This is a genomic window from Shewanella sp. c952, assembly GCF_019654975.1.
GTDB lineage: Bacteria > Pseudomonadota > Gammaproteobacteria > Enterobacterales > Shewanellaceae > Shewanella.
The window spans coordinates 23,916-29,915 of record NZ_BPEW01000047.1 but is presented as its reverse complement, the minus strand read 5'-3'; the positions used below and the strand labels follow the sequence as shown (position 1 = coordinate 29,915).

Genomic DNA, 6,000 nt, shown 5'->3' with positions numbered 1-6,000 from the left:
TTGTAATGTTCTTTTTGATATGGGCATTACTTTCCCTTCTTTAGCTAAACTTCCTTCTAAGATATCGTATTTTTTGCTGATGGTTTTTACAGCCGTTAAGTCTTTGTCTCGGTCTAATAGCATTTCAATTAGCTTGATAGAGCCTAGGTCTTCTCGTTGTTTTCTGGGCTTTTTGGCTTCTGGGTGAAAGGGGGGCTCGTCGCAGTTGATAATAGGTAGCGGGTTTCCTGATTTAAGACTCTGAGCAATTTTTTGTAAGTCTTCTTTGGCAATACTGAGCTTATTAATATTAGCCGTGTATGGCTTGTCTAATTCAACACCACACATCATTGAGAAATCAGTGAACAGTTCATCAATTTTTACCGTTTCATTATTGATAAACTCTAGTGCATAGCATGGTGGGATAACCCAGCGCCCCAACGCTTCGTAACCGTTATGGTTTCTGCTTTCGGTGGGGGCTAGTGATATGGCAGAGAGGATTGGATGTAAACATAATTGTTCATGCTGTATCTTCTCTTGCTCTAATTCTAATGCTCTTTTAAGCTCTGCCTGATCTTGCTTTAACGTTTTTAATTGCTCGCTAATCCTATTCTCGGTGATCGAATAAAGGCGCATGTAATCATTGATTTCTTCACCATTACCAGTGATACCTAAGCCAATATCTAAACTGACATAGAGCTTGATAGCATGGTCGTGAGCCCAATTCAGGAAGTCTTCTTTATCAAGGCCAAATGCTTTCGCAGCTCGGGTAATGGAGCATTTATCAGGCACGTGGTTAAAGTATTTTATCAACGGGCTTTTAGTCATTTGTAATCCTAGCTAGTGGGGCTATAAAAATATTATTAAGGCAGGCTCCTACCTATAGTGCTTGCCCTGGCTGGCAAATACGGTCGCTCCACCAGCACATAATTTCTCTTCTGCGTTCGATATATTCTGCTCGGTTGTAAGCGGCACGAACGGTGTTCTTATCTACATGGGCAAGTGATACTTCAATAAGCTCAGCATCAAAGCCTTGTTCGTTTAATGTGGTACTGGCTAATGCACGTAGGCCATGCGCCACTAAGCGACCTTTGTAGCCCATACGTTTAATGGCCATATTGGCTGTTTCGGTATTGGTGTGATTGTTTGGGTTTCTATCTGCTGGGAATATGTATTCCAAGTCACCACTGATGTCTTGCATACGTTTTAGCAGTGATATGACTTGTGGAGTTAGGGGGATGACGTGTTCGCGCTTCATCTTCATTCTTTCAGCTGGAATGGTCCACTGCTGCTTATCAAAATCAATTTCAATCCATTTCGCTTTTGCTGCTTCTGCTGGGCGTGTCATGGTGTGCAACTGAATTTGTATTAGACAGCGAGTAGTTATCTTGATACTTGAGTAGGTGAGTGCTTCCATAAACTCTGGCAGCTCAGCTGGTTTAATGGTGGGCATTTGTCGTTTCTCTGGCACGCCAAAAGCAGCCGCTATCCCTATAAGCGGGTTTGAATGTATTAGGCCTGTGTTCACCGCAAAGGTCATCACTTCGTTTAGCCAGCTGATCACCCGCTTGCAGGTTTCAATATTGCCTTTAGCTTCTGCAGGCTTGAGTACTTGAATAACTTGTGGGGCAGTTAAGGCGCTGATTGGTTTATCGCCTAGGGCTGGGAAGAGATAAAGCTCAAGGCGACGATACAGTTTTTGACCATGATTTTCAGAAACCTTCTGCTTTTTAATTTCAAACCAAGCATCAGTTACTGACTTGAGAGTGTTTTCTGCAGCGATTTTCTCTGCATTTTTTTGTTGCAGCTGGTGGTCTTGTGGATCGATTCCTTGAGATAGAAGGGTTCTGGCTTCATCACACTTTCTTCTAGCATTGGCCAATGAAACATCGGGAAAGGAGCCTAAGCTAAAATTTGTTCTTTTGTCTGTACTAGGCCTTTTAAAGTTAATTAGCCAAATCTTTGAACCGTTGGGTTTTATCCTTAGTCTCAATCCTCGGCCATCGCAGAGGTTGTACTCTTTCTCTTTAGTTTTTGCATTAGAGACCTGAGTTGCTGTAAGAGGAGTTGTTGTTTTAGCCATAATAGGAACACCAGTAATCTGTAATGTGGCCTGATGTTACTATTAGTGTTCCCATTACCTCAAGACTTTGTTGTGAGCCTTCGGTCCTTAATGGATGCTAAGTTATTGATTTTATAAATTACAGGCAGAAAAAAAGACACCCTGGGGTGTCTTCGTTCCTATATTTGGTGGAGGCGGCGGGGCTCGAACCCGCGTCCAAAAAGCCTACATCCAAGGCGCTACATGCTTAGTCTCTCTTTTGGTTAACCAAGTACACTCCGAAAGACAGGATTGCATTTGGCGAGTTCAGTACTGTTTCGCGGTTCACCCCTGAACGTGGTTCCCTCGCTATCAAATGTGAGATGACCATCTATAAACCAAACCCATTTGAGAAGTTTCGGCAAGATGGCTAGCTAGCCTAAGCTGCTAGAGAGTAGTTAGAGTCGTTTGCAACTATAACAGTGCGGCTTTTTACGAGGCCAACCGCCCCTCGGCATGCTCCCAGGGTTTCGAGAATCTTGTCGAATCCAGAATCGCCCCCAAGTACAATGTGATTGTAACGCGACCTTTCTTGTTTTACCAAGCATAAAAACCGCATTCACAACCGATTGTTCGTTATATACCCGTTCTAGCTTAACATTGAAGCTGTTAATGAGTATTAACACTGATTAACAGGCCAAACATTGTTGGCTGAAACCAGGTTGATGTAAATTTTACTGCTGAACCGCTTTCTTTATGGTTCGAGCTTTTTCAATCTGCCATTCACGATCTTTAGTATCGTCACGCTTATCGTGTTCTTTCTTACCTTTACCTAGACCAATCTCGATCTTTACCCATGCACCTTTTTGCCAGTACATTGATATTGGTACGATTGAGTAACCTTTACGGTCAACTAAACCTTGTAATTTATCTAACTCTTTTCGTTTGAGCAGTAACTTACGTGAGCGTAGAGGATCGCATACGACGTGTGTCGAGGCGGTATTCAGTGGGGCAATAGTACAACCAAAAAGAAAGGCTTCGCCATCTCTGAGGAATACATAGCTTTCAGACAAGTTGACCTTGCCCATACGAATAGACTTAACTTCCCATCCCATTAGGGATAGGCCAGCTTCCATCTTCTCTTCAAACTTATAGTCGAATGTCGCGCGTTTATTACGTGCGATAGAAGCGGAACTGTTCTTTGAATTTTTTGCGTTTTTCTTAGCCATAGGCAAGCTATTATACGCAGGCATGGCGGATTTGGAATTAGCCAAGCCGAAATATTCGCTTATTTATGACTTCGTTGAAGCGTTTGTCTGCTTTTTGAGCACTCAATGACGCTGATGTGCAGCAAGGATGCGTTTTTTTGTGGTCATGTTAAAATCCATCAATCGTGTTTATATTTTTGAGTATCAATCTTAAATGCCGCAAATTTCCCGCAATGTATTAGTTCGATTTAGTGCGATGCAGATGTATGACCTAGTCAATGATGTCGAATCTTATAAAGAGTTCTTGCCTGGTTGTGTGGGCGGAAAAGTGTTGGAGTTTGATGGCGAGACCATGGTTGCCTCTGTTGATGTTGCCAAAGCGGGGATCCGTAAGACATTTACCACCCGTAATAAAGTGGTTGCCGGTAAGAGTATCAAGCTGCAGTTAGAAAATGGTCCGTTTAAAGAGTTGGTTGGTGAATGGACCTTTACTGAATTAACGGATGATGCATGTAAAGTCGATTTTGAGCTTAACTTTGAGTTCTCTAGTCCGATAGCAGACTTGGCATTTGGTAAGGTTTTTAAAGAGTTAATGGCTTCTATGGTGACGGCGTTCACCAGTCGGGCAAAGGTTGTTTATAAATGAATACTGAGCAAGGGCAGTTCACTGTCGAAATTATCTATGCGCTGCCACATCAACAAAAGTTGATTAAAATTAACATCGAGCCTGGCACTAGCTGTATCGACGCCGTTAAGCAAAGCGATATGCAGCGTTATTTCCCTGAGATTGATCTTGAGACGGTTAAATTAGGTATTTTTAGTCGCTCGGTAAAGCATTCTGAAGTACTAAAGCCGGGTCAACGGGTTGAGATCTACCGGCCATTGATTGCCGACCCTAAAGATGTGCGCCGTAAGCGTGCAGAAAAAGCTAAAGATGAAGGTCGTGTGAATAAAATTACTGGCGCTAAGCTTTAAAGCCTGTTGAACATAGCGATTCATATTTGTGCTTGTGGATGAAATGGCTTAACCCGCGCTTATTTCGGTGGTGTTAGAGCAAATTGTTAACCGGTTCTTTTGCTACAAAAAAATGCGAGCCTCTATTTATAGGAGCTCGCATTATTGTTTCTGCACTTTGACTATTGGTCGCGACGGGACTAGTTTTTGTCTTCGTCTCTTTCCGATAGTGATTCAGGCTGAGTTTGTTCCTCTTCAACTAAAGGATTTGCTTGAGGACGCTGTTCTGGGACCAAAGGAGCATCTTCAGGCGTATTCAACTCCGGTAACTTACTTTCTTCAAGCGGAGTATTAAACTCTTCACTTAAATCATAATCACCTGTTACTGCAACGAGTTTGTCGCCATCGAAGTTAATAATGAGTTCTTTGTGGATGATGCTAGCATCACGACCACTCTTGTAGTGATAGACAAAATACCAAGTATCGTCTGAAAAGCTATCACGCAGTACAGGTCGACCTAATACGTATTCTACCTGTTCTTTAGTCATATCGATTCGCAGCTTTTCTACCTGCTGCTTTTCCATATAGTTACCTTGTGGGATGTCTGGCTTATAGATTAACCAGTCAAAAACACCACAACCACTAAGTGAAAGTGTGAGCGCAGCAGCGCCCAAAAGGGTAATACTTCTTTTTTTAATTGTCATTGAGTGCGCTACTTCATAAAAATCTGTCGGTCATAATACCCAAGCAATCCCCTATCTGACAAGGGCTATTGTCGCAGAGTATGCTCAGGTTGTTGATTTATACTGTTCCTCTGTTTTAACACAGAGGCTACATAAGCTGTTTATATTGAGTCATAAACTGATAATTAGTTCATTGCGATGAGGCTTTTTCTCGGTGTTAGCTGTTTGTCGTGACATATAGAGGATACCTGTAAAGCCAATTAACAGCGCATTTTTAGTGACTTATGTACGTGGCAGCGTCATTTAAAACTAATATCTGTAACCTTTACTGTGCGTTCAAGGCTTGAAGTGTTTAGCTACTGCTTTTGCGCTGTAGCTGATATGGGAAGCATGACTAAAGCCTGTCGGCGTTATTTTACTTAATAACATTTCGCTACTCATTGCTGAGTTGTTTTCCTGTTTATGGGTATTTTTTCAAAAAAAATTCATGAAAAACCAATATTTATTGTGATGTTAGTCACAATACACCTTGAGTTTAGGTTAGTGGGTTTGAGTTATTGTCTATTACTTTTACGTAAACGTAAGATTAAAACGTTTGTTTGATTTTTGTTTGGTTTACGTATTACTTAACTGGTTGGTAATTAATGGTTTATTTAATTAACGCTCAAGTTACCTGTAAACGATAAGTACTGATGGGTTTATTTTTCTTGTTGGTTACAGCTGTATTTATATGATTACAGTAAGTAATTAAATTACGTATGGAAGTTCAACTCAAGAGCCTTGGTAAAGTTGTCTTACAAGGCCTTGCACTTACATTTCATCTGAAAATTAATTTCTGTTATCATCTTGTTTTTGTTGCTTTTTAACTTGGGTTTACCAGCATTTATTTGTTGTTTATGGATTTGAACTCGTTAGTAATGGATTGCTGAACGAGGTTGCTAGACTTGCATCATGCCCATTTTATCGTTAGTTTTTTGTTGCAAATAACCACATCTTGCTTGAGACACTGATTAACAGTGAGTCTTAGCTTCTATACCTAAGACAGCATTAAAGCGCATAGGGCAAAGAGAGTTGGTTTCAATATTTTGGCTAATAGCAGCGACTGGCAATACGGTTTGGAGAATAGGTTTATGAC

Annotated in this window: 6 protein-coding genes and 1 other RNA gene; 2 read left to right on the top strand and 5 right to left on the bottom strand. The window is 41.2% G+C overall.

Translation table 11 applies throughout. The annotated features are described in order from the left end of the window. The 4 genes from K5R16_RS20350 to smpB form a co-directional block, all read right to left on the bottom strand. Positions 1 to 807: hypothetical protein (locus K5R16_RS20350; protein ID WP_220740004.1), on the bottom strand; the 807-nt coding region annotated here is incomplete at its 3' end. A gap of 52 nt (positions 808 to 859) precedes the next feature. Then, positions 860 to 2,062 (bottom strand): integrase domain-containing protein, encoded by a 1,203-nt coding sequence (locus tag K5R16_RS20345; RefSeq protein WP_220740002.1) that lies wholly within the window; start codon positions 2,060 to 2,062, stop codon positions 860 to 862. Between the two features lie 165 nt (positions 2,063 to 2,227). Further along, positions 2,228 to 2,582: a transfer-messenger RNA gene (ssrA, locus tag K5R16_RS20340) on the bottom strand. 172 nt (positions 2,583 to 2,754) lie between these two features. After that, a complete protein-coding gene (gene smpB / locus K5R16_RS20335; protein ID WP_220740001.1) occupies positions 2,755 to 3,249 on the bottom strand; it encodes an SsrA-binding protein SmpB in 495 nt (164 codons plus the stop codon). A 193-nt stretch (positions 3,250 to 3,442) separates the two neighbouring features. Here smpB and K5R16_RS20330 point away from each other — a divergent pair, with 193 nt between their 5' ends. Beyond that, entirely contained in the window at positions 3,443 to 3,874 is a 432-nt protein-coding gene (locus tag K5R16_RS20330; protein ID WP_220739999.1) for an SRPBCC family protein, read from the top strand. After that, on the top strand, positions 3,871 to 4,203 hold the full coding sequence (locus tag K5R16_RS20325) for an RnfH family protein (RefSeq protein ID WP_220739997.1): 333 nt from the start codon (positions 3,871 to 3,873) through the stop codon (positions 4,201 to 4,203). The genes K5R16_RS20330 and K5R16_RS20325 overlap by 4 nt, the downstream gene beginning before the upstream one ends. A gap of 179 nt (positions 4,204 to 4,382) precedes the next feature. On the opposite strand, the gene K5R16_RS20320 is transcribed toward K5R16_RS20325, so the two are convergent. Next, on the bottom strand, positions 4,383 to 4,886 hold the full coding sequence (locus K5R16_RS20320; RefSeq protein ID WP_220739995.1) for an outer membrane protein assembly factor BamE: 504 nt from the start codon (positions 4,884 to 4,886) through the stop codon (positions 4,383 to 4,385). Positions 4,887 to 6,000 lie beyond the last annotated feature (1,114 nt).

Bases quoted from the DNA above. Each gene is read 5' to 3' on its own strand.
- K5R16_RS20325 (WP_220739997.1), top strand. From the start codon at position 3,871: ATGAATACTGAGCAAGGGCAGTTCACTGTCGAAATTATCTATGCGCTG.
- K5R16_RS20330 (WP_220739999.1), top strand. From the start codon at position 3,443: ATGCCGCAAATTTCCCGCAATGTATTAGTTCGATTTAGTGCGATGCAG.
- K5R16_RS20320 (WP_220739995.1), bottom strand. From the start codon at position 4,886: ATGACAATTAAAAAAAGAAGTATTACCCTTTTGGGCGCTGCTGCGCTC.
- smpB (WP_220740001.1), bottom strand. From the start codon at position 3,249: ATGGCTAAGAAAAACGCAAAAAATTCAAAGAACAGTTCCGCTTCTATC.
- K5R16_RS20345 (WP_220740002.1), bottom strand. From the start codon at position 2,062: ATGGCTAAAACAACAACTCCTCTTACAGCAACTCAGGTCTCTAATGCA.